This is a genomic window from Secundilactobacillus silagincola (genome assembly GCF_002583405.1).
Taxonomy (GTDB): domain Bacteria; phylum Bacillota; class Bacilli; order Lactobacillales; family Lactobacillaceae; genus Secundilactobacillus; species Secundilactobacillus silagincola.
In genome coordinates this window covers 186516-210006 of record NZ_BCMJ01000003.1, presented here as the reverse complement: position 1 = coordinate 210006, position 23491 = coordinate 186516, and the positions used below count along the sequence as shown (strand labels likewise).

Annotated in this window: 24 protein-coding genes; 7 read left to right on the top strand and 17 right to left on the bottom strand. The window is 43.9% G+C overall.

The features are described 5' to 3' along the window. Window positions 1-48: 48 nt before the first annotated feature. The 4 genes from mvk (at window position 49) to fni (ending at window position 4166) form a co-directional block, all read left to right on the top strand. On the top strand, window positions 49-996 hold the full coding sequence (mvk, locus tag CES82_RS04955) for a mevalonate kinase (RefSeq protein WP_098824207.1): 948 nt from the start codon (window positions 49-51) through the stop codon (window positions 994-996). Then, a complete protein-coding gene (mvaD, locus tag CES82_RS04950; protein ID WP_180245665.1) occupies window positions 996-1982 on the top strand; it encodes a diphosphomevalonate decarboxylase in 987 nt (328 codons plus the stop codon). The genes mvk and mvaD overlap by 1 nt, the downstream gene beginning before the upstream one ends. Window positions 1983-2047: 65 nt before the next feature. Further along, entirely contained in the window at window positions 2048-3121 is a 1074-nt protein-coding gene (locus CES82_RS04945; RefSeq protein ID WP_098824205.1) for a phosphomevalonate kinase, read from the top strand. 4 nt (window positions 3122-3125) lie between these two features. After that, window positions 3126-4166, top strand: a complete 1041-nt coding sequence (gene fni / locus CES82_RS04940) for a type 2 isopentenyl-diphosphate Delta-isomerase (RefSeq protein ID WP_098824204.1) — start codon at window positions 3126-3128, stop codon at window positions 4164-4166. Window positions 4167-4235: 69 nt separating this feature from the next. On the opposite strand, the gene CES82_RS04935 is transcribed toward fni, so the two are convergent. Continuing rightward, on the bottom strand, window positions 4236-5588 hold the full coding sequence (locus CES82_RS04935; protein WP_098824203.1) for an RsmF rRNA methyltransferase first C-terminal domain-containing protein: 1353 nt from the start codon (window positions 5586-5588) through the stop codon (window positions 4236-4238). Window positions 5589-5740: 152 nt separating this feature from the next. On the opposite strand from CES82_RS04935, the gene CES82_RS04930 reads away from it, so the two are divergent. Then, entirely contained in the window at window positions 5741-6550 is an 810-nt protein-coding gene (locus CES82_RS04930; protein WP_098824202.1) for a Cof-type HAD-IIB family hydrolase, read from the top strand. 75 nt (window positions 6551-6625) lie between these two features. Here the strand turns inward: CES82_RS04930 and CES82_RS04925 are convergent, their stop codons facing one another. Further along, entirely contained in the window at window positions 6626-7522 is an 897-nt protein-coding gene (locus tag CES82_RS04925; RefSeq protein WP_098824201.1) for a helveticin J family class III bacteriocin, read from the bottom strand. A gap of 123 nt (window positions 7523-7645) precedes the next feature. On the opposite strand from CES82_RS04925, the gene CES82_RS04920 reads away from it, so the two are divergent. Beyond that, complete coding sequence (locus CES82_RS04920) at window positions 7646-9745, top strand: metallophosphoesterase family protein (protein ID WP_180245664.1); 2100 nt, start codon at window positions 7646-7648, stop codon at window positions 9743-9745. A 70-nt stretch (window positions 9746-9815) separates the two neighbouring features. Here the strand turns inward: CES82_RS04920 and glpK are convergent, their stop codons facing one another. The 3 genes from glpK to CES82_RS04905 all read right to left on the bottom strand — a co-directional run bounded on the left by glpK (window position 9816) and on the right by CES82_RS04905 (window position 12642). After that, window positions 9816-11327, bottom strand: a complete 1512-nt coding sequence (glpK, locus tag CES82_RS04915; RefSeq protein ID WP_098824199.1) for a glycerol kinase GlpK — start codon at window positions 11325-11327, stop codon at window positions 9816-9818. 171 nt (window positions 11328-11498) lie between these two features. Continuing rightward, window positions 11499-11687: a 2-hydroxymuconate tautomerase gene (gene thmT, locus CES82_RS04910; protein WP_098824198.1), complete on the bottom strand. Its 189-nt coding sequence runs from the start codon at window positions 11685-11687 to the stop codon at window positions 11499-11501. Window positions 11688-11748: 61 nt separating this feature from the next. Beyond that, a complete protein-coding gene (locus CES82_RS04905) occupies window positions 11749-12642 on the bottom strand; it encodes a YitT family protein (protein ID WP_098824197.1) in 894 nt (297 codons plus the stop codon). A gap of 179 nt (window positions 12643-12821) precedes the next feature. On the opposite strand from CES82_RS04905, the gene CES82_RS04900 reads away from it, so the two are divergent. Next, window positions 12822-14237, top strand: a complete 1416-nt coding sequence (locus CES82_RS04900) for a C69 family dipeptidase (RefSeq protein WP_098824380.1) — start codon at window positions 12822-12824, stop codon at window positions 14235-14237. Window positions 14238-14351: 114 nt separating this feature from the next. Here CES82_RS04900 and CES82_RS04895 read toward each other — a convergent pair whose 3' ends face one another. The 12 genes from CES82_RS04895 to ftsY all read right to left on the bottom strand — a co-directional run bounded on the left by CES82_RS04895 (window position 14352) and on the right by ftsY (window position 23479). Beyond that, window positions 14352-14690 carry a hypothetical protein gene (locus CES82_RS04895; RefSeq protein ID WP_098824196.1) on the bottom strand — a complete coding sequence of 113 codons (339 nt, stop codon included), beginning with the start codon at window positions 14688-14690 and terminating at the stop codon, window positions 14352-14354. Window positions 14691-14812: 122 nt separating this feature from the next. Next, window positions 14813-15175, bottom strand: a complete 363-nt coding sequence (rplS, locus tag CES82_RS04890; protein ID WP_098824195.1) for a 50S ribosomal protein L19 — start codon at window positions 15173-15175, stop codon at window positions 14813-14815. 116 nt (window positions 15176-15291) lie between these two features. Continuing rightward, complete coding sequence (gene trmD, locus CES82_RS04885) at window positions 15292-16056, bottom strand: tRNA (guanosine(37)-N1)-methyltransferase TrmD (protein WP_098824194.1); 765 nt, start codon at window positions 16054-16056, stop codon at window positions 15292-15294. Continuing rightward, window positions 16056-16577 carry a ribosome maturation factor RimM gene (rimM, locus tag CES82_RS04880; protein ID WP_098824193.1) on the bottom strand — a complete coding sequence of 174 codons (522 nt, stop codon included), beginning with the start codon at window positions 16575-16577 and terminating at the stop codon, window positions 16056-16058. Before rimM ends, trmD begins: the two co-directional genes overlap by 1 nt. A gap of 63 nt (window positions 16578-16640) precedes the next feature. Then, window positions 16641-16898: a KH domain-containing protein gene (locus CES82_RS04875; protein WP_089109470.1), complete on the bottom strand. Its 258-nt coding sequence runs from the start codon at window positions 16896-16898 to the stop codon at window positions 16641-16643. Window positions 16899-16907: 9 nt separating this feature from the next. Continuing rightward, a complete protein-coding gene (gene rpsP, locus CES82_RS04870) occupies window positions 16908-17183 on the bottom strand; it encodes a 30S ribosomal protein S16 (protein ID WP_054656367.1) in 276 nt (91 codons plus the stop codon). A 143-nt stretch (window positions 17184-17326) separates the two neighbouring features. Beyond that, on the bottom strand, window positions 17327-17614 hold the full coding sequence (locus tag CES82_RS04865; protein WP_098824192.1) for a hypothetical protein: 288 nt from the start codon (window positions 17612-17614) through the stop codon (window positions 17327-17329). Window positions 17615-17618: 4 nt separating this feature from the next. Then, entirely contained in the window at window positions 17619-18869 is a 1251-nt protein-coding gene (locus CES82_RS04860; RefSeq protein WP_098824191.1) for a vWA domain-containing protein, read from the bottom strand. Between the two features lie 15 nt (window positions 18870-18884). Further along, window positions 18885-20042 (bottom strand): ATP-binding protein, encoded by a 1158-nt coding sequence (locus tag CES82_RS04855; RefSeq protein ID WP_098824190.1) that lies wholly within the window; start codon window positions 20040-20042, stop codon window positions 18885-18887. Window positions 20043-20113: 71 nt separating this feature from the next. Beyond that, window positions 20114-21562 (bottom strand): signal recognition particle protein, encoded by a 1449-nt coding sequence (ffh, locus tag CES82_RS04850; protein WP_098824189.1) that lies wholly within the window; start codon window positions 21560-21562, stop codon window positions 20114-20116. 18 nt (window positions 21563-21580) lie between these two features. Further along, the gene (locus CES82_RS04845) at window positions 21581-21922 is read right to left on the bottom strand and encodes a putative DNA-binding protein (RefSeq protein WP_098824188.1); all 342 of its coding nucleotides are present in this window, start codon (window positions 21920-21922) and stop codon (window positions 21581-21583) included. Window positions 21923-22060: 138 nt separating this feature from the next. Continuing rightward, the gene (gene ftsY, locus CES82_RS04840) at window positions 22061-23479 is read right to left on the bottom strand and encodes a signal recognition particle-docking protein FtsY (RefSeq protein WP_098824187.1); all 1419 of its coding nucleotides are present in this window, start codon (window positions 23477-23479) and stop codon (window positions 22061-22063) included. Window positions 23480-23491: the final 12 nt, after the last annotated feature.

Genomic DNA, 23491 nt, shown 5'->3' with positions numbered 1-23491 from the left:
TGATTTATTTGGAGTCTACCATAAAAACATGAGAGGGGAGCCTGTTCAGTGGACACACCGGCTAGTGGCAGCAGTCACGCAAAAATTATATTAATTGGTGAACACAGCGTTGTTTATCATCAGCCCGCAATTGCATTGCCGTTGCCAGCTGTTCGTGAAAACGTCACGATAACGTTACGCAAGGATAACGAGCAACAGCTGATCAGCCGCTATTATACGGGTGCTAGGCACGCCGGTCCGCAGCAATTAGCTGGCATTAACCATCTGATTGACGAACTGTTGACACGTTTTAATGCAGCCAATGTCGGTTTCAATTTAGCCATTAATAGTCATTTACCTGCTGAACGCGGTATGGGCTCATCGGCGGCGACTGCGGTGGCGATTATCCGTGCCTTGTACCGCTTTTTCGAACAGCCGCTCTCACACGAACAACTATTGTCTGACGCAAATATTTCCGAAAAAATAATTCACGGCAACCCCAGCGGTATTGACGTGGCTACGGCCAGCGCCAGCAACCCCATTTGGTTTGTGACGGGAACCCAGCCCAGCGCCATCCCGTTCCATCTGCACGGTTATTTAGTGGTGGCGGATAGTGGCATACATGGGCAAACGGGTTTAGCGGTTCAAGCAGTGGCCGAACTGCGAAAGCATGACTTGGCATCAGCTGATCACGCCATTAAGGGACTGGGTCAGCTGACCCACGCTGCTAAATCAGCTCTTGCTAACGACCGATTGGCCGAACTGGGAGTGATTTTTAATCGTGCTCAGGTTTTGCTGAGACAGCTAGGTGTCAGTCACCCACGGTTGGAGACCATGATCAACGTTGCTAATCAAAACGGTGCTCTTGGGGCTAAATTAACCGGTGGTGGCATGGGTGGCTGTATGATCTGTCTGGCACCCGATGAAGCCACAGCAACCCGAATTCGGTTAGCATTAGCTAATGAGGGCGTCAGTCAATCGTGGGTTCAGCCCTTAAAAAGTGAGGAAACTAAATAATGGTAATCGCAAATCATCCAATTATCGCGAAAGCACATACCAATATTGCTTTGGTTAAATACTGGGGTAAGTTAGATAACCAACTGATCATTCCGCAAAACGACAGTCTATCAATTACTCTTGATGAGTTCTACACACAGACTGCCGTTGAGTTTTTACCGAGCTTAACAGCTGACGAAGTTATTTTCGACGGCCAAGTCTTATCAGATCAGGCTAGCTTACGAGTACGTACCTTTTTAAATCATGTACGTGACTTAGCGGGCATCGATTATCGTGCGAAAGTTGACACGAAAAACTTTGTGCCAACCGCAGCGGGACTTGCTTCTTCTGCATCTGGTTTTGCCGCCTTAGCTGGTGCCGCAAGTCGGGCAGCGGGCTTAAACTTAAACCGGCGCGACCTGTCAAGGCTGGCTCGTCTGGGGTCTGGGTCAGCTACCCGCTCTATTTTTGGTGGCTTTGTTGCTTGGCAGCAAGGCCATGATGATGCGACTTCATTCGCTTACCCAATCGATGAACAGCCAACTTGGGACATTGCGGTTGTGGCGCTAGTTTTAACGGCTAAACAAAAGAAAATTTCCAGCCGCGTGGGTATGCGGTTAGCCGTTGAAACCAGCCCCTTTTATTCCGCCTGGATTTCAGCTAGTCAAGCCGATTTTAAAACGGTTAAGACTGCGATTCAAAATCAAGACTTTGAATTACTGGGACATACTTCTGAACAAAACGCCATGCGGATGCATGCATTAACCCTGAGTTCCGATCCTAACTTCACTTACTTTAATGCGGATAGCATTAAGGCCATGAACATGGTTAAAGACTTACGTTTGCAAGGAATACCCTGTTACTTTACAATGGACGCTGGACCGAACGTAAAAATTATCTGCCAAGGCGCGGATGCAGAACGAATTGCACAATATTTTCAAACTGAATTTGGTGAAGAACAAGTACTCGTTACCCGACCAGGTTCAGGTATTTCAATTTCAGATTAATAATTTGCTTTATTTATCAATTAGCAGTGTGTGACTTTGATCTGCTAATGAAAGGACATGATGTTTTGATTTCTGTGAAAGCCCCAGGCAAACTTTATATTGCAGGTGAATATGCTGTCGTAGAGACCGGCTTCCCTGCTATCATCGTTGCCTTGGATCAATTTGTGACGGTCACGATTCAATCCGCGGATCAAATCGGGAGTATCGTTTCTAGTCAGTACCAAGAAAACTCAATTTACTGGCGCCGAGAAGATGGGGAAATGGTTTTTGACAACCGGGATAACCCCTTCCACTATATTTTATCTGCCATTAAGGTAACCGAAGATTATGCCAAAACCCTTGGTAAAGATCTGGGTATTTATCATTTAACCGTAGAAAGCGACCTTGATAGCCAGGATGGCCGTAAGTACGGTCTGGGTTCCTCAGCAGCAGTGACTGTCGCAACCATCAAAGCACTTTGCAAGTTCTACGACCTCCCCGTTAATCATGATAAACTGTTCAAATTAGCCGCCATTGCCCATTTCCACGTTCAAGGAAATGGGTCTTTAGGTGATATCGCTGCCAGTGTTTACGGTGGCTGGATTGCTTATCATTCATTCGACCGTGATTGGTTGAAACTGGCTGAAAAAAACTATAACTTTGCTGAAATGCTGTCGATGGACTGGCCAGGCTTAGATATTGAATTACTGACACCACCCAAGAATTTAAAACTATTGGTTGGCTGGACTGGTTCACCGGCCTCCACTTCTCACCTTGTTGATCGAGTGGCGTTGAATAAAGCCAAACGGCAACAAGCCTATCAAGATTTTCTGACCAATAGTAAAGCCTGCTTAAAACGGATGATTGATGGCTTCAGAAATCAGGATCTACAGGCCATTCAAGCCGAAATCGCGGTTAACCGTAGACTATTGAATGAATTAGATCAGTTCACCCACGCGCACATTGAAACACCGCTGCTCAAGAAACTCTGTGATATTGCTGAAGAATTCGGCGGAATTGCGAAAACTTCTGGTGCAGGTGGCGGCGATTGCGGTATTGCCATCGTCGATTCTCATAAACAGTTAAATCAATTAATTAATAAATGGGCATCAAACAAAATTATTCCCTTAAAGTTTAACGTTCACGACGTAGAGGAGTGATAGCATGACCTCACAGCAGTCACATCGCAAAGATGAACACGTGTCGCTGGCTGAAAAGTTCCATCAACCTACTGATACCAGTGATTTCAGTCAGGTTCGAATTTTGCATCAGAGTTTACCTGAATTGGCATTGTCCGATATTGACTCGACGGTGATTTTTCAAAATCGTCGTCTCAACTATCCCATTTTGATTGAAGCGATGACCGGTGGCTCTAAGCAAACTGGTCAGCTTAACGCTCAGCTTGCGCAACTGGCTGAGGCAACCCAATTGCCAATGGCTGTCGGTTCACAAAGTGTTGCGCTGAAAGAACCAGCATTAGTGCCGACTTTTTCAGTCGTTCGAAAACGCAACCCCAATGGCATGGTAATTGCCAACATTGGTGCAGGACACAGCGTTGACGATGCTCAAAAGGTAGTTAATATGATCTCTGCCGACGCGCTGCAGGTTCACGTGAATGCTGCTCAGGAGATTATCATGCCTGAAGGTGACCGCGAATTTTACTGGTTAGATCAATTGGCTGCAATTGTAGCTAAACTTGATGTGCCAGTAATCGTTAAAGAAGTTGGTTTTGGGATGACTGCTAAGACCGTTCAAAAATTGATGTCAATTGGCGTCAAATACGTCGACTTAAGTGGACGTGGCGGTACGAGTTTTGCCAAGATTGAAAACTTCCGGCGACCCGAAAAAGAAATGACTTATATGGCGGATTGGGGGTTAACAACTCCTGAATCCTTACTGGAAATGCGGAAATTATCCAGTCGTCCAGTGATTATCGCTAGCGGTGGTATTAAGACCCCCCTAGACGCCATTAAAGCACTAGCCTTAGGCGCTGATATTGCTGGCATGGCCGGTGAGATTTTACACCACTTGATTACCACTGACTATGCTGCAACTGAAGCATGGCTAATCCATTGGCTTCGGGATTTTAAACAGTTGATGTTGCTGACGGGTAGTGAAACCGTTAAAGATCTGCGTAAACAGTCCATGGTTTTTTCACCAGAGCTGGAGTCGTTCGCTAGACAAAGGTTCATTTCATTAGAGTGATCAGTTGAACACAAAATAAAAAAAGTGTTTTAGCACATTTTGCGTGTTAAAACACTTTTTTATTTTGTGTTACTCAGCTTTAAACCGCAGTCCCTTTGGAAAGAAGTTCTTAACGGTTTGATTAACCACTTTAGCAAAAGCGACTGGTTGGCCATTGCAGAATAGTCGGACCCAGCCCTTTTTAATTGGCAAATCATCTCGTGTAAACGTATCGCCGTGAACCACTTGTTTCCAATCATCCTCAGAAATGGCTGATTCAAACTTAAACTGACCAGGTCGCAAGGCTAACGCCAGCGCGTAACTGGGTTCAAAGCGGTTCTTTTTAAAGGTACCGAGGTGCAGACCAGGACGAACCACCTTCATTTTTCTCAGCGAAGGTGTCCCTTCTGGCATCAGGTAGAGCTGGTCACCAAATGCCAGTAACTGGTGCGAATCTACTTTGAAATTTAAATATTGAGCAGCAAAATCTTCGAATAAATGAGATTGGTCACGAGACACATTTGAGGCCTGTCGCTGGAATTTGTGACCATCACCGATGGCTTCGTTCAGTCTTAATTTTGCGACAAAGTGGCCTTCGCCCCTCATGAGATGTGGAAACAGTCGCGCAGCACCCTTTAAACTTGGATCGCCATTGCCCCATTCCGGTTTGGCATCGATGATACCAGCCGTTTTTTCAATGGGTACCACTTCAAATTGGGGGTATGTCTCTAGGAGCCAGGAAACCATTTGTTCATCTTCCTCTGGCGCAAAAGTACACGTTGAGTAAACCAACTCACCCCCTGGTTTAAGGACTTTCACCGCCTCAGTCAGAATTTCTCGCTGACGTTTGGCACAGGCTACCGGATAATCGGTGGACCAATAATTAACCGCATCTGGATCCTTACGAAACATGCCCTCACCCGAACACGGTGCATCCGCTAAGACTTGGTCGAAAAATACCGGAAAAACTTTGGCAATGGTCGCTGGATCTTCGTTAAGCACTAATGTGTTGCTCAGCCCGAAACGTTCCGTATTTTCTGCCAAAACCTTAGCACGCTTAGACATGATTTCATTGCTAACCAGTAAACCAGTTTGTTGCAAAAAACTGCTAAGATGAGTTGATTTGCCACCTGGTGATGCGCAAAGATCAAGGACTCGCATACCTTCACTTGGATGAGCAACTTCGCCCACAAACATGGCACTGGGTTCCTGACTGTAAACCGCCCCGCTTTGATGATCCAGACTGTGACCGGACACTTTTCCGTAGTAACCCCACTGGGTATAAGGCACAGGATCAGTTAAATCAAGATCAGTAGGTATGGGTCGCATGGGGTTGATTCTGAAACCACTGTTTGCTGGTTGATCGAAGCTGGCAAAAAACGACTCTGCTTGACCTCCCAGTAATTTTTCATATTTAGTTTTAAACGCTGCAGGTAATTCCATGATTTATCCCTTTCATTATTTAAAAATTCTCTGAAAGCAGTATACCTTTTCAGAACTTTGCGGTCAATTGGCTTTCGTTGAAGCGGCCTTGCTCTTATCCTATTAACTGTGGTAAATTAAGTCTATTATTCGAAAGAAACGGATGTGTAATATTGACTCAAAAACTAATCGCACTTGATCTTGACGGAACCACCTTAAACAGTGAAGCGGTACTGTCTAACAAAACCATGACAACCATCCAAGCCGCTATTAAAGCCGGCCATATTGTCAGCATTGTAACGGGACGACCCAACCGGCTTTCTCAAAGCTACTATGATCAGCTGGGATTAACTTCACCGATGATTAATTTTAACGGCAGTTTAGGTCATATGCCTCATCAGCACTGGCAATTAGAATACCAGTATACGTTTGACCGTGAGATTGTCTTGGACTTGTTGAAACATCAACAGGAATTTAAGATTCAAATGATTGCAGCTGAAGGTAAACACCTCTTTTTGGCACATCAGAACGAATCAACTTCAGTTGGCTTTTTCCCCACAGTTTTGACCCATGACCAACAGCTAAGTCCCGTAACCTTAACCCAAAATCCAACGAGCATGACCATCGCCGTTGAACGGCCGTTACAAAAACGACTTCAGAAATATATCGAGAAACGATTCGGCAGCTTTGTCGACGTTGCTCCCTGGGGCGGACCTAATAGCGTATTGGAAATTGGGGCCAAAGGTGTGCAAAAGGCCGTTGGGGTTGAACGTCTCGCCAATTATTACCATATTGATCGACAAAATGTCATTGCATTTGGTGACGAACATAACGACAACGAAATGATCGAATACGCTGGTACAGGGGTTGCTATGCGTAACGCCACGGATCAGTTAAAAGCTATTGCTGACGACGTAACTGACCTTAATAACGATCAGGATGGCATGGCTGATTATCTTTCAAAAACACTTAAGTTAGCTTAAACGTGTTGACCTGAGTGCAATGATAGCCTAGCATTGTCTTCTTCAAACAATGCTAGGCTATCAACATTAATGTCATTAAGACCAAAGACTTTTTTCCACACGATAAATTTGGTTGACAGATTGATGATTTGATTGAGATTGTGATGCACCAAAGTAAACGTACTTCCCCAGAAGCATGATTCCTGTCAGTTCAGCATCTGCTGGTAAATCGACCAACTGATCTTGAAAACCGTTCTTTAATAGCCAAAACCCTTTGCTGACGGCTCGCTGGTCACCAAAACTTTTGGTTGCATAGATTGCGCGACCGTTGGAAAAAGCAATGCTGCGAATACTACCAATGGTTTCAGGAGCCAACTGCTTTTCAGTTGGTTTAAATGACTGGTAAACCGTAGCCATCAGCTTTAAATCTCCAGCCTCAATCGTTGTTTCACCCTTTTCCATCATTTGCCAAACTAAATGACTGACCTGCTTCATATTAAAAACGGTACACTGAAGGTGCTGAGCTTTGTCCAGTACCAAAACAGCTAGTTCGTCATGATTACTGGAAAGCGCAGAAACTGCGCCAATCACGGGCTCTGGCAGCGGCGTCCCCGTGATGTTAGCACTTTCTAGATGGGTTATTTTAAAAATAGTGGGTTGCTTTGTATGATCATCTTGATTAAGCGTAAGGTGCCATATCTCCGGTGCATTGACTTCGCCATTGGCATCAACTGGCTGCCCGCAAAGCATGAATGTGAGATTAGGTGTACTGGTGATTAACGATAAACTGTGTACATTGGTTAAATTTGGCAATATCAATCTATCGGACGTTGCTACAGCAGTGGCTTTCGACTCATCTAAGTCACACTTTGTAATCACTGTATCTTGATTAATGGTTTGGGCAACGTAACCCGTCTGAGCGTCAATACAAAAAGCGTTCACGACTGATTGTTGTTCCAACCCTGTTATCTCGTAAGCTAACGTTGACTGCATTAAAAAAACTCCTTTTTCTTTGCAAATATTTTCCTACTATCTGCATTATTACTAGGTTGATTATACCATAAGATATCAAAACAAATGGCGGTGACAAAATTGAGGCATAACAGGAATCGTTTTATGGATTATTTAATCGACGGACAACCAATCGTTCAGTCCGGGATTTTTAAACCTGACCGCTTTTTGATTAGTCGTAAATACCCAAATAGATTAAGCCCTCGAAGCGAGATTTATCCGGCTCACCACGCTATTACCTACCAAGGCAAAATTAAGAGTGACGGTCAATATTGGTTAGTGCTTGAAAGCGGCTATCTGTGTGTCGCTACGAATCAGCGACTTTTGTACGGTCATGATTCAAACCCCAATTGGGGATGCAAGAATAAACTGTCAGAAAAGCAGAAGTCGTCAACTAGATCACGTCATTTTGATAACCACTTTAATTTACGGCAATTTGTGGCTGCAGAACCGCTTGTTTTTCGAACATCACCGGAGTGGACAGCCTTAAGTAATCGGACATTGCTATATACAGGTGGTCAAATTGTATATAGCAATATCCGATCAAATCAAGGAATTGCTTATATTCAGACTGAACAGGGCTTTTTGCCCTACTACAACCAGCAAACGGGTAAAAAATATGGTGTGCTGGCAGGTTCGGACTGGAGTTCACAGCCGGTCATTCAATCTAAGAAAACAGCATTCTTTAAAATGAATGGTCGGTTCTGTTTTAATCGCCGTGCTGTCAACATCTATCAAACTCCCGATTTAAATTCATCCATTCTCGGTCACCTTAAGCGAAACTCGATCATTGATTACACGGGCAAGTTAGCTGACAAGCATCGTGGCTGGTTACAGCTTACCCATGCTGGTCGGCATAGCTACGTCCCTTTCATGAGTCGCTATCCAATTCACGACCACTATTTTGGTAAGGAAATCACTGGTTCTAAAAGTGTTTCTCGGCTACGTGAACCTTGGACTTTTGATCAGGTAAAGACATTGCCTGATCAATCGCCCAAGCCTTTAGAGAAAAAGCAGTTACAAAAAATTACCTCTCAACTTAAGCAGCTGCAACAGTCTGACTCAGTTGTTATCGGCCTAATTAACGATACTCACTATGATGCGCATCAATCTAGCGCTACCCAACGACCATTACGTGATTTAAAAATGATCAGTCAGCTGGCACGAGAACAGTTTTTTGACGGATTAGTGATGAATGGTGATCTAGTTGACGGTAATCAGCCCCTCAATCGAACCATCGTTGACACCGGCGATGCAATATCCGTACTGAAAAACAGTCACCGTCCCGTTTTTATTACTCAGGGGAATCATGATGATAACTCGGGGTTTGCTCGCTATTTAAATGGTTATCGCACTGAGCAGGTCGTGACGGAGCAAACCGCGTTGAACTTAAGAAATAGCCTTAACAATAGCTGGCTAGCTAATCAGCATAACTTCTATGGTAAATATCACGTACCTGGCACACCCGTAAGCCTGATCATGCTCAATACCTTTGACATTCGAGATTCGTCCTCAGACGTCTATTTTGACCGCGATTATGACGATCAACCAAATGGTATTCATTGGGCGGGTATTTTGCAAAACATTCGTCATAGCCGTTCGCGAATTGCTGAGCAACAGGCCGCTTGGCTCATTCACACCTTAGATCAGTTGACACCTGACGAACAAGTCATCATTTTTAGCCATGATTCGATTCGTTCTGCAACTGACAGACAAGCGGTTAAGCCGTTTTGGACTTATGATTGGTTTGCGAACAACCAGCAAGGTGATTATGCGCGCGTTTATAGCAGTTTAGTTAAGCACCGGCAACAAATCATTGCTGTCATGTCTGGCCACACTCACGTTGACGATTGGTCAAACCAGGATGGTATCAATTGGATTGCCACTACCAGTGATATTGCAGATCGTCGTAAAACTAACCGGTTAGACAACCCTGCTATTGGTGCTTGGGATGTTCTGATTATCAATCCCAAACAGCGGCAATTATTCCGTCTGCGATACGGTTGGCATGATCGTGCAGGTAAACTTCGTAATTGGCAATTTCGCCTATTTGGTGACGGGACTGATACAAAACATCGATCACTGAAAACAATTTTGAAACGACAAGACGCAAAGCCTTTGACCGGAAACGCACTTTACTACCAGAATCAAAATAAACAAGTTGATCAAGTTTGGCGAGGTTTTCGCGGTTATTTTGAATACTAAATTAAATACAAAAAACATTCCCATCATTTCCGTCCGATGAGAATGCTTTTTTGTATTTATGGTTAAAATATTACAAGTTCTTTTTTGGTTTAAATAACTGTGTCGCCTTCACCGCTGCCTGCCATCCAGAATAGCAGTTCTCACGGTCTTTTTCTGACATTTGAGGATCAAACTCTTCACTTGGCTTGTGCATCCGTTTGATTTCATCTAAATCCTGCCAAAAACCGGTTGCCAAGCCAGCCAAGTAGGAAGCCCCCAAAGCAGTAGTCTCAGCAATTGCCGCTCGTTGGATATGGGTGTTCAAAATATCGGCTTGGAACTGCATCAGGAAGTTATTATTGGCTGCCCCGCCATCCACGCTGAGCGTTTTAATGTCGATACCAGTATCTGCTGCCATGGTATCCACAACGTCTCTGGTCTGGTACGCAATGGCTTCCAGTGTTGCTCTAACGAATTGTTCTCGGGTCGTACCGCGAGTCAGTCCGAAGACGGCACCACGGACTTCCTGATCCCAATATGGGGCACCAAGGCCAGTGAAAGCTGGCACCACATAAACATCGTTCGTCGTCTTAGCCTCAACAGCCATTTTTTCGGATTCAGAAGCGTGCTTGAATAACCGCATGCCATCCCGTAACCATTGAACAGCCGATCCAGCCACGAAAATACTCCCTTCCAAGGCGTAGTTGACTTCACCGTTAATCCCGTAAGCAATGGTGGTTAACAGCCCCTTATTGGACAAGGTTGGTTGCGTACCCGTATTCATCACGATGAACGCACCAGTACCATAGGTGTTTTTGACCGAACCCTTTTCAAAAGCGGTTTGGCCAAACAATGCAGCCTGCTGATCACCGGCAATTCCGGCAATTGGCACTTGTAAACCAAAGAACGTGTAGCCAGCGGTATAACCGTAAGTGTAAGAAGATGGATGAACTTCCGGCAACAAGCTAGACGGAATGTTTAATAAGTCCAAAATTTCTTCGTCCCACTTTAAATCATGGATGTTGAACAGCATGGTTCGAGACGCATTGGTGTAATCGGTCGCGTGAACCCGGCCACCCGTGAGTTTCCATAAGACCCACGTGTCAATGGTACCAAACAAGAGCTCACCCTTCTCAGCGCGTTCACGGACACCAGGGACGTTGTCTAAGATCCACATGATCTTAGTGGCCGAGAAGTAAGAATCAATCACCAGACCCGTTTTTTTGTGAATTAAATCAGCGTATCCTTTTTCCTTTAATTCATCAGCAATCTCACTCGTTTGCTTTGATTGCCAAACCACCGCGTGATAAACGGGTTCACCGGTATTTTTATCCCAAACAATAGTCGTTTCACGTTGGTTAGTGATGCCAATGCCACGCACTTTGTAAGGTTGAATATGCGCGTCAATCACAGCGTCAGAAATGACTGACTGGACGGCGCTCCAAATTTCGTCAGCGTCGTGTTCCACCCAGCCAGGCTTTGGAAAGTGCTGTGTGAATTCACGTTGCGCCTGACCTACAATCTGACCATCCCGGTTAAATAGAATTGCACGCGTACTAGTCGTACCCTCGTCAATTGCCATTATGTACTGTTCGTCATTCATCGTTAAGTCTCCATTCATTTACGTTCTCAAGTTAGTTAATCCTCTATAGTATACCTAAGAACGGAGAATTAGCCAACTACATTTGTTTAAAAAGCATTCATAACAGCACTGTAATCGGTTACAAAAAGCCGTTAAAAAAAGGGTCAGCGAATTCCCGCTCACCCTCAAAAATTATTTTTCGTCGCTCTTAAGAACGCCACCAACACTGTAACGGTCCTTGGCCATTTCTCTCAAAATAACGTGAACGTGTTCAGCAGGTGCACCAGTATCCTTAGTTACTGCATCTGTAACATCTTTAACTAAGTTTTTCAACTGTTCTTGTGAACGGCCTGCAATCAAATCAATATTTACGATTGGCATTAAAAGTGCCCCCTTATTTAGGATGATAAAAGTATACCGTTTTTCACGTTTTCAAGCAAGTCTATTCGGATTGCCCCTGTTTAAACTTTAACTGCTCAGTTTCATCGTAGAAGTTACCCTCAATATCTACGGTGCTGACCAAGTTAACGAAGGATCCCGGGTCAACTGTTTTAACCACGTGTTCCAATTCATACAGTTCATAACGGGAAATGACCACCATTAAGACTGCCCCAGGACGTCGTTTATATGCACCTTGAGCTGGTAAAATAGTGACACCGCGAATCAGTGTTTTTTTCAATCCGTCGATAACGTCGTCCGGTTCAGTCGTGACAATAAAGGCAGTGAGTTTCTGGTGACGGGTATGAATCGCATCCACTACCCGAGACATGCCATATAACGAAATAATCGTATACATGGCATTTTCCCAGCCGACTAAGGTACCAGCAATTAACACAATCACCAAGTTGATGGCAATCATCAGTGTACCAATGGTTTTACCAGTCGTTTTTTCCAGAATTACTGCAATAATGTCCATGCCGCCGGTTGAAAAACCGTACTTCAGCGGATAAGCCACGCCGACCCCAGTTAAAATACCGCCAAATAAAGCACTCAACAACGGGTTATGAGAGAGTGTTTGAACCGGTAAGATCACCGCTAAGATCGAAGTTAAAAAAGAAGTAATGAAACTATAAACGGTAAATCCCCGGCCAATTTTTAACCAGCCTAACAAGCCGATGGGGATGTTGAATATCAGGATCAACCAACCCGTGTTAATCCGAACATGAAACCATTTTAGCGCCAGAATTGATAAAATTTGAGAAACCCCGTTGATTCCGGCACTAAAAATATTACCAGGAATTAAGAAAAAGTTCAGTGCAATCGCACTAATAATAGCTGAACCAACAATCAGCGCACACTTAATGGTAAAATCTTTTCGGTCAATGAGAGCCTGCATAAAGAATAACGTCCCTTCAGAAGATTTGAATCACAGCATTCATTTAATCATATTTTCTCGTATTTGCCTATCCTCTTTAGGCCATTTAATCGCTTCGGACTGCATTATAATAACATGTTTCAACTATATTTATGATAGAATGCTCTTATAATTGATTATTGGAGGGATTACGCATGTCAATGACACCATACTCTGCTTGTACCAGCATTTTAATTGGTAAAGCAGCATCCGTTGATGGATCGGTTATGATTGGCCGTAACGAAGACTCACGTCCAGCCTGGCCAAAACACTTTATCGTTCATCCAGCAACCGTCACCAAGCAAGCGAGTTTTGAATCAACTGATAATGGTTTTAAAATGCCACTGCCAGAGACAGCTTATAAATACACCGCGACTCCAGAGTGGACCGATAAGTACGGCTTATTTGAAGAAGATGGCATCAACCAATACGGCGTTGCCATGAGTGCAACGGAAAGTACCTATGCAAACGATCGCGTGTTAGCCGCTGATCCCCTGGTGAAGGATGGCATTGGTGAAGAAGCCATGATCACCGTTACCTTACCGTACATCAAAACTGCACGAGAAGGCGTGAAACGGCTGGGCACGATTGTCGCTCATTATGGGACTTCCGAGTCCAACGGGATTTTATTTGCCGACCGCACAGAAGCCTGGTACTTTGAGACCGGTTCGGGTCACTACTGGGTGGCACAACGGATTCCGGATGACAGTTATGCCGTGGTTGCTAACCAAATGGCGATTCAAACCATTGATTTTGATGATCCAAAGAACTTTATGTGGCATCCGCACATCCAAGAATTTGTGCAAGAACACGCACTAAACCCGCAACGTCAGGGGTTCAACTTCCGGGAGATTTTTGGTACTAATAACCAAATGGATGCTTATTATAATCTTCCACGCGTGTGGTACGGCCAAAAAATGTTTAATCCAAGTACGGAACAAACAACGAACAGCCATACTATGCCCTTCATTCGTCAGGCAGAAAAGTTATTATCAGTTGAAGACGCCAAGGATTTCCTAAGCTCTCACTTTCAGGAAACACCGTATGATCCGATTGGAGCCGGAAGTCTCGAGGAACGAAAAAAGTTTCGTCCAGTCAGTCTAGCAACAACGCAAGAATCACATATATTACAATTGCGCCAATATTCGCAGCCTGAACTGTCCGGTATTCATTGGTTAGCAATGGGCGTTGCGGCACAGAGCGTCTATGTTCCCTTCTATGCAGGTATCACGGAGACACCCGCTGATTACCACCGTGGATTAGGCACTTATAGTTCAGACAGCGCTTATTGGGTCTTCAAACAAACAGGTGTACTGGTCGATCCACATTACAAGCAATTTGGCGATCAATTAAACCAGGTTCAAAAAGAACTGAATCAGCAATTTACTCGTTCCGTTATAGAGACAGATCAAAAAGCACAACCTTTAAACGGCATCGAGCTAACCACACTGTTAACACAAGAAAGCATGAAAAATGCTGAATTAGCACTGAAAAAATATCGCGAACTATCGGCTAGTCTGATTACACAGGCCACTGCCTTTTCACCGTTAAGCTACAAACAGGATTTAAATTTATGATAGTGTGATGTCAGATTTGAGGATTTTGCGGATAATAAAAGAAACGTCATTCCGGTTCTTGGCGGAATGGCGTTTTTTTACGTTAAATGACCAGAATCTGAGTTGTAAACCCACTCACACTTGCAACAAGAAATAAATACCTAACACTAGAAATAATGCAAGCTCAAAACTGGTAGACAATCGTGACAGCCAATGCTTTTCAGAATACTGAAATTGACCAGTCTGCTTTTGGACCTTAGCCAGGACCGCACTTGACCCCCACTGAACCAGTATAACAACCAGCATTACCATTAAATTTCTACCGGTGAGAAAGCGAAAATTGGAGGATATCATTTTAAACAACAACGTCACCAAGACAACTAAGGCACTTCCCTGAATGACTAATTGCGTTTTTAAAAGTCGCTGCTGTCGTGAAGTCAATTGATGATCAGACATTTCAACCACTTCTTTCATTGAATTCTGCTTAATTTCAGCATACAGGCTCCATTCTTAGAACTCAAGTGTTTCGACCATAACAAAAAACGTCCAAGTCAGCAAAATAGCTAACTTGAACGTTTTTAGATAGAAACTGTCGACTACTTACGAGGACGACGAGCTTCTGGGATACGAGCTGCTTTACCGTGCAATGCACGAATGTAGTAAAGTTTAGCACGACGAACACGGCCGTAACGTACAACTTCTACTTGGGCAACACGTGGTGAATGAACAGGGAAAGTCCGTTCAACACCAACACCGTTAGAAATCTTACGTACAGTATACATTGCTTGGATACCGGTACCGTGACGCTTGATAACGACACCTTCAAACAATTGGATACGTTCACGAGTACCTTCAACAACCTTGGCGTGAACACGAATAGTGTCACCAGGGCGGAAGTCAGGAATATCGGTCCGTAATTGGTCCTTGTTGATCTTTTCGATTAATTGGTTTTGTCGCATGTTGTTTCTCTCCTTCAATCAACATTCATACTCAATCTCGACAGCGGAATATTGTTAATGTGGCTAAACAGCCATTTACTAGAATATCATATCTAATAGCGTGAGTAAAGCTTTATTTAAAACGATGATGATTCATCTGATTCCAAATCAATCTTAATATCACGAAGTTTACGTTTCTGGTCACCCGTTAAGTCTAATTGGTCTAAAAGATCTGGGCGTCGAAGCAGTGTCCGTTTAAGCGATTGAATCTCTCGCCACTCATCAATTTTTTGATGATTGCCACTGATCAATACGTCCGGCACTTTCATGCCGCGAAAATCAGCGGGTCTGGTATATTGCGGATACTCCAGCAAACCCGTGGAAAACGAATCTCCAGGTGCAGATGCTTCATTTCCTAAAACGCCGGGCAATAACCGTGAAATGGCATCGATCATGACCATGGCCGGTAATTCACCACCAGTTAACACGTAATCACCCATAGATACTTCATCAGTTACCAAGGTTCTGATGCGTTCATCGTAACCTTCATAGTGCCCGCAAATGAACGTGAGGTGATCCTCGCCCGCAAAATTCTCAGCCACTTTCTGGGTAAACGGTACACCAGCCGGATCCATTAAAATAACGCGACCCTTTTCGTGTCCTAACTCTTGCGCCTTTTTCTGAGTGGCTGCCATAGCGTCAAAAATCGGCTGTGCTTGGAGTAGCATTCCTGCACCACCACCGAATGGGTAATCATCAACGTTACCGTGCTTATCCGTGGAATATTGGCGAAAATCAGTTACTTCTACTTCAAGTTCATCACGGTCTAGTGCCTTCCCCACGATTGAATCGTGCAGTGGGCCAAACATGTCAGGAAATAAACTGAGGACATCGATTCGCATTACTCTAATCCCTCCATTAATTCCACAGTAACTTGTCCAGCCGCTAGATCAATCTTTTTGACGACTTGGTCGATAACTGGTAGTAACAAATCATCCTTCTCAGGCCGAGAAACCACCCAGACATCGTTAGCACCTGGTGCCAGAATTTCTTTTATGGTACCCAATTCTTCGCCGTCTTCATTAACCACCTTCAAGCCAATGATCTGGTGATAGTAGTATTGGCCATCTTCCAAATCGTTATCACTGAGGTTTTCCTCGGCAACCTTTAAAACCATGCCTTTATACTTTAAGACATCGTTAATATTGTCGTATCCGGCTAAGGTAATCAATATGAAACCCTTATGTTGACGGGAACTATTAATGGTAATCGTGCCAACCGGCTTAGTATCCTGCTCGTTTTTGAACAGGGCTAACTGACTGCCCTTCTTAAAACGCTGTTCAGGAAAGTCAGTAGTGGCAACAACTCTTAATTCACCACGGATACCGTGGGTGTTAACAATGGTTCCAACTTTATAGTACATTACGCACCTGCCTTTCAATTGGTTATTTATCTAAGGTATCAAAAAAGCTCCCGAGACCGAGTCTCATTTGGGAGCTTTAGACTCATCATTGATGACAAGCCGTACACGCTTGGGATCATTGATCCGTACGCTATATACGATTGTGCGAATTGCAGAAGCAACGTGCCCCCGCTTGCCAATTACACGACCCACATCGTCACCGGCAACCGTTAAGTGATACTCGTAAAACCGATCAGTTTCAACGCGTTCGATCTCAATAGCTTCAGGATGTTCAACTAGGGGCGTTACAATCGTGGTAATTAATTTTTTAAAGTCAGTCATGACTGATCACTACTTTTTTGAAAACTTAGCTTCGTGATACTTCTTCATGATACCTGCTTGGGAAAGCAATGTCCGAACAGTATCTGAAGGTTGGGCACCGTTGTTTAACCAGTTCATGATACTCTCTTCTTCAAGTTCAACTTGAGCTGGTTCAACAAGTGGGTTATAAGTCCCAACTTTTTCGATGAAACGACCATCACGAGGACTCCGTGAGTCCGCAACAACGATACGGTAGAATGGGCGCTTCTTAGAACCCATTCGCTTTAAACGAATCTTTACTGACATGCATGACACCTCCTGTTAATTCTTTCAACGGTAAATAATATACCAGTTATCTGATAGGTTGTAAAGGTTTTTTTCTTTACACCTGAAAACAAAGTGGCTGTAAGCCCGAATAACATTTTTAAAACTGATAACCAGAAATAAATTCATTTGAATGGCTGAAGCAAAAATTCTCGACTACCTGGAGCTAAATCAGCCTGATGAGCATGGACAAACGACATCACACTTGCGTAATCACTAGCGTCGGCAAACTGGTTTTCAGTTTGAAGGTCCTGCAGTGCCAACGCAAATTGTAAATCATTAACCGTCATTAACTGTCTTGCTAACGGATTTTGGTCATTAATATTTTGCCAGTCATTCTTCAAAATACTCTGTGCCCGTTTAAACGGCATGTTCTGCTGGATAACGGCACGTAATTGCTGAGCTGTCAGCATAAAGCTACTTCCTTTCACGAATCACGGTGACGACGCCGACTGGCCGTTTCACTGAAAGATCCGCCTTAGTGGTGGTTAATCCCCAAATCAAATTAGTCAGTCCATGAGTGATTACCTTATCTTCGCCATGCCCGTCGGTTAAAATCAGTACCAACGCATTTGTATCATTAACACCTTGTTTAACCAGCCAGTCAAAAATTGGCTGGTAAGCAGTACCTCCTCCAGCAACGCGTTGAAAGACAACTTGGTTGCTGTGAGAAATGGTCTGTACATGATTATCATACACGATCGCATCAAAGGGAATCACAGTAATTTTATCACGATATCGCTTTAAAAGCTGAACAATTTGGGCGAGAATATTTTGGACTTCTAAATCCGTCATCGAACCAGACTGATCAACAAATAAGTATAACTGACGAGTAGCTGCCCTTGTTAATCCAGGTAATTCAAGGCGGTAAGGCTGACGGCGGTTAAATCGATTATAAGCTGGTTCCTGACACTTTTGCGGGCCCTTTAAGCCCATCATGATCAACTGCCGCCAGTCTAGCGTCAACTTAGCAGGTCGGCGATTTAATTGGTGCTGAAGCCTACTAGGTAATAACCCCCGCTGTTTAAGTGGTGTTTCCTGCCAGGAATCAGCGACTAACTGATCTAATTGCATCGTGGTATCCTGATCTAATTGCTGCCAGCCAAGATGCGTTTCTGGTGATTGACCAATGATTTGCTTAACTTGCTTCGCCTTGGTGCCAGTTTTGTCTCGACGCAGTGTCAGTTTTAACTGTGTTAAATATTCAGCTGACCCAAGACCAGCAGTTAAATGCAGCCCTAACTTAAAATTAACGTGCTGCCGCGTGATCGCACCTGGGTACAACGAACTGAGACTATCATTAACGGCTATATCGGTGGCAATTTGAACTAACGGATCAGTGCCCTGATTTGCGTATCGTACGGGATGTTGCCAAGCTAAATGACCTACTACGTGCTGAACTATGCTTAATAGATCTTCATCTGAACGAACGATTTCATTCAATCGTTGAGGATTGATCAGTAAAACTGGTCTTTTAGCCGTGGTCAACATCACTGCTGATGAAAGTTCAGTATCGGCTTTTTTGTTTAACCGCAACAGTAGTTCACCATAGAAACGCTGACTATTAAGTAATTGGCTGGTAACTTGCTGAAACAAGATTTGCGTTTGTCGCTGTAATAGATTGGGATCTTTTTGATTGGCTAATTCATTCAACTGAGTATGAAACATGTTTTAAACCCTCTCTCAGCTAATGTCGTTTTTTAAACCAATTGCCGTCAGCTGATCATACAACTGCTTCACCAGCGGTTCATTCTGCGCTGCCTCATACAGTTGTTCTAATAAATCAGGAATTTCGGCTAGTTTGAGTGCCACCGCAAACTGTGCGTCAACCGGCATCAGGTTTAGTAATGTGGTAAACCGGCCAGCATAGGTTTCCTCCGTCAGCGGATAATGACCAAGTTGCTGGATCAAACTGTTCATAATAGACTGTTGCTGATCAATTCCAGCACCGTTAAAGATTTGAATGATTGCTGGATCTAATGATTCGCCAGCATAGATTTCCTGAGCGCTGATGCCAGTTTGCTGACGTCGAATAAAACGTTCAAAACTTTCCGCAACGGTAACGCCTAAATCACCCTTCAAGATGTCCAAACGAACTTGCTGCTGTTGATCAGCCGGCAGTTCACTTAAAGCCTGCAGATTTCGTGAAACGCGTTGCCATGCTCGTGGAGTAGGATATAAATCGGCATCGTGGTCGTTGGGTGCCAGTTGTTGCGGATTTTCTTCGATGAACCGACAAACACTTTTTATAATATATCCCTTAGATTCAGCCCACTGGAGCCAATCGGATACATCAGCACGCATTACCAGCCGTACTGTCCGGTCGTTGATGGCAGCATCACCCACCGTAACGCCATAATCACTGGTTTCAAAACCAGCCATGGTAGCATCAGGGTTTTCAGCGAGTACCATATGGACTTGGTCAGGTAGTCGCAAGCTATTAATTTGACGTTGTAAGACCAAGTTCATCAGTTCGCTTTGAACCGCTTGAGTCCCACGATTAAATTCATCCAAAAACCAAATGATTGGCTGTTTCGGGTGAGCTTCAGCCCACTGAATAATTTCAATCAAGGTATGGGTATAACCAAATTTAACGTCTGCCAGTTGGCCATACTTCGATGTTTTTACAAAGGCACTATCCGTCATCGGTGGGACGGGAATCGCCAGATCACCCTTTTCGGAGAGACTGACGACCGTGGTAAATAACTTGGCGTTCATCTTCTCTGCGACCGTTTGAACCAATGCTGACTTGCCAATTCCAGCTTCACCAACAATTGCTGGAACGTTGCCAGCTTTGATCACGACGGGAATTGCTGTCACTAATTCTTGATAGGATAACATCTATCCGCCTTCTTCCATTTTTCAAAAAAGAGTCCAGGGCTTTCACCCCCGACTCAATGAATGTTTCATTATTATTTACGCCGTCGCTTTAAATTGTTTCGACGTTTTTTGTTTTTCTTAATGCGACGTGACATTGATTTCATCGCCATCTGGCCCATCTTGCCACCAAGCGCGTTGCCCATGCCGGCATTGTTCATCATGCCTTGCATACCAGAGAAGTTCCCCTTTGAAACTTGATTCATCATCTTTTTCATTTGATTAAACTGCTTAATCATACGGTTAACTTCTTGGACGGGACGACCAGAACCAGCTGCGATTCGGCGCCGCCGTGATGGGTTGAGAACATCTGGTTCAGTTCGTTCCTGTTCTGTCATGGAGTAAATCACGGCCTTAATGTGATCCATATCCTTTGGATCCATTTGAGCGTTAGCTAATGCGGGATTATTCGCCATACCAGGAATCATCTTCATGAGCTGATCCATTGGTCCCATTTTTTGAATCTGTTCCATTTGATCTAAGAAATCGTTAAAATCAAATGAATTTTCTCGCATCTTCTCAGTTAATTCCTGAGCTTGCTTTTCATCGTATTCCTTTTGGGTTTTTTCAATCAGGGAAAGCATATCCCCCATACCCAAGATTCGTGAGGCCATCCGATCAGGGTGGAAGACGTCCAAATCGGACATTTTTTCACCTTCACCAACGAATTTAATCGGTTTCCCAGTAACCGCACGGATTGACAGTGCAGCACCACCACGGGTGTCACCGTCCAACTTAGTCAAAATCACACCGGTGACATCTAGTTTGTCGTTGAACCCTTGCGCAGTGGCGACGGCATTTTGACCAGTCATCGCATCGACCACCAGCATGATTTCGTTAGGATGGGCAAGTTCTTTGATTCGAGCCAGCTCGTCCATTAATTGTTCATCGATCTGTAAACGACCAGCGGTATCAATGAAGACGTAATCGTTATGATCTTCTTCGGCCTTGGCAAGTCCTTGACGAACGATCTCCACTGGGTCAGTATCCGTTCCCATTTCGAAAACGGGCACGTCAATTTGCTTCCCAACGGTGACTAATTGATCAATCGCAGCTGGTCGATAAACATCGGCTGCAATCATCAATGGGCGCGCGTTCTCATCCGTTTTAAGATGGTTAGCTAATTTACCAGCAGTGGTCGTTTTACCGGCACCTTGAAGCCCAACCATCATAATAATGGTCGGAATCTTCGGTGCTTTGTTAAGCGGAACTTCCGTCTCACCCATGGTTTTAGTTAACTCTTCGTCAACAATTTTGACGATTTGTTGAGCTGGATTTAACCCTTCCAGCACTTTAGCGCCGACTGCTCGCTCACGAACCGTTTTAACGAAATCCTTAACGACGTCGAAGTTAACATCGGCTTCTAATAATGCCAGACGAATCTCGCGCATCGTATCGCGTAGATCAGCCTCAGAAATTTTTCCTTTACCACGAAGCTTCTTCATGGCGTTTTGTAAACGCTCGGTTAGTCCTTCAAATGCCATTTATTATGCACCTAACTTTCATTCTTCTTCAGCTGATTCCAATTGGTGAACCAGCTGGTTAAGTTGTGGATCGTTTGGATATTGTTTCGCTACATAGCTCTGAATTTCATCCGCTAGTTGATTTCGTCTAGTGAACTCCTCGAGCAGATGCAGCTTTTTTTCATAGGTTTCAAGAATCTTTTCAGTCCGACGAATGTTGTCATAGACTGCTTGGCGACTAACATCATACTCCTCAGAAATCTCACCCAGTGAATAATCATCACCATAATAGAGCTGCATGTAATCGTTCTGCTTTTTGGTCAATAGTGGCTGATAAAAGGCAAACAGCGAATTGATCCGGTTATTTTTAGCTATCTCCACGTTGTTTCCTCCCATCCCATTTATTGACTTAGTTTAACCTAGCCAGTCTATTATACCAAATCCTAACAATAGCGATAGGTTTTCCTAAAAAAATTCAAAAAGTCGTTAAGCCCCGAACAGACTAACGACTTAATGTCATTATTTAACGTCAATTAACCCTTTAAACAGACCATAAACGAATTCGCTTGGTTCGAACGGTCGCAAATCATCTACTTGTTCACCAAGCCCAACGTACTTAACGGGTAAGTGCAATTCGTTTCTGATTGCCAGCACGATCCCACCACGAGCAGTACCGTCAAGCTTAGTCAGAACAATTCCCGTCACATCCGTGGCCTCTTTGAACATCTTAGCTTGATTTAAAGCGTTCTGACCAGTGGTCGCATCCAGTACTAACAGAACCTCATGAGGCGCGTCTGGAATTTCTCGTGTAATGATCCGCTTCATCTTAGCTAATTCATTCATTAAATTGGTCTTGTTTTGCAGACGGCCGGCAGTATCAACGAACAAAACGTCGTAATTTTCTGATTTGGCTTTTTTCAGTGCATCATACACCACTGCAGAAGGATCACTTTGTTCCGGCTTTTTAACAATATCGACACCATCACGTTGAGCCCAAACGTTTAACTGTTCAATAGCCCCTGCACGGAACGTATCAGCCGCTGCCAACAATACTTTCTTGCCTTGCTGTTTAAACAGGTTGGCCATTTTGCCAATTGTGGTTGTTTTTCCAACACCGTTAACACCGACAAAAAGAATCACGGTTGGCCCTTCTTTAGCAAAGGTGAGCCCATTTTTCTCTTCGGTACCAGCCTGGTCGTATAGCTCGATCAGTTTTTCAACAACAACGTTTTGAACGTCTTTTGGTTTCTTGACGTTTTTAAGTTTAACTTCCTCACGTAACTCGTCGCTGATCTTCATGGCCATATCAAAACCAACGTCAGCACCAATCAACGTTTCTTCCAAATCATCAAAGAAACTTTCATCAACGGACCGGAAGTTAGCCAGCAAATGATTTAACCGTTGTCCAAACGTCAACCGTGATTTTTCAAGTCCCTTGTCATAACGTTCAGCTTCAGTTGGTTCGGTTTGATCACCCGTTTTGGTTGTACCTGTTTGTTCATCTTGATCAGAGACAGGTTGAGATTGGTTCTCAGTAGCATCAACGGATTTTGATTCCGCTTGCTGCGTTTCGGGTACGGGTTCTTCAGACGTTTTATCAGATTCGACTACCTGAGCATTTTGTTGATCATTAGGTTCAGTTTCATCAGGCTTTATTGCTTCTGAAACAGCTTGTTCTGAATCCTCTGAAGATGATGTAACAGACGTATCAACCTGGTCTGAGACTTCTTCATCTTCTGATACGATTTCTGTCTTATTTTCCGTCCCAACTTCAGCTTGATCAGATTTCACTGATGTTTCAGGTGCCTGTGAATCAGGTTCATCCGGCTTGGCAGTCTTTTCAACGGCTTGTTTCGTTTCAGTTTCGGATTGCTTTTCAGCTGTTTTTTCTGATTCATCCTGTTTAGCACGCCGTTTGAAAAAATCAAATAGTCCCATAAAATCACATCC